Origin of the sequence: Clostridium sp. MCC353 (genome assembly GCF_018785315.1) — a bacterium.
Taxonomy (GTDB): domain Bacteria; phylum Bacillota; class Clostridia; order Lachnospirales; family Lachnospiraceae; genus CHH4-2.
In genome coordinates this window covers 1-618 of record NZ_WQPN01000145.1, presented here as the reverse complement: position 1 = coordinate 618, position 618 = coordinate 1, and the positions used below count along the sequence as shown (strand labels likewise).

Sequence of the window (618 nt, the reverse complement as noted above, 5' to 3'; positions counted from 1 at the left end):
GAACATATCTATCTTGCCTGCGGGGCAACGGATTTTCGAAAGCAGATTGAGGGACTGGCCGCCCTTGTCAGCCTGAAATACCATCTGGACCCCTATTCCCCGGTCTGTGTGTTTCTGTTCTGCAATAAAAAACGGGACTGTCTGAAAGCACTCCGTTTTGAACCGGATGGGTTCCTGCTTTCCACAAAGAAACTGCTTCCGGATATGAAGTTCCAATGGCCCAGAACCCCGGAAGAAATAAAAAGCATAACTCCACAGCAGGTGCGCTGGCTTCTGGAAGGGCTGTCCATCGAACAGAAATATGCGCACATGCCGGTGAAAATCGCACCGGAAGACACCTGTTTTTGAAGCAGGAATAAAAAATGCAGGCTATCTCATAAAAAATCAGTATGTTCCACCTGATTATAAGCGGAACATGCTGATTTTTTATTTATTTTATGATATAATCCCAAGAAAATGAAGGAGGGCAAAGGCCATGCAGAAAGCGGATTACGAAGAGCTGCTCAGACTGAGGGAGCTGGTGAAGAGCCAGACGGAACAGATGGCAGCAAAAGACGCAGAGATTGAACAGCAGCGTGTCCGGATTGAGAACCTGACCCAGGCAGTCCTGCACGCCCG

General features: G+C 48.2%; 1 protein-coding gene. It reads left to right on the top strand.

Annotated features, from left to right (window positions below):
* On the top strand, positions 1 to 348 hold a 348-nt coding region (tnpB, locus tag GPL15_RS22960), incomplete at its 5' end, for an IS66 family insertion sequence element accessory protein TnpB (protein ID WP_215701013.1).
* Between the last annotated feature and the right edge of the window lie 270 nt (positions 349 to 618).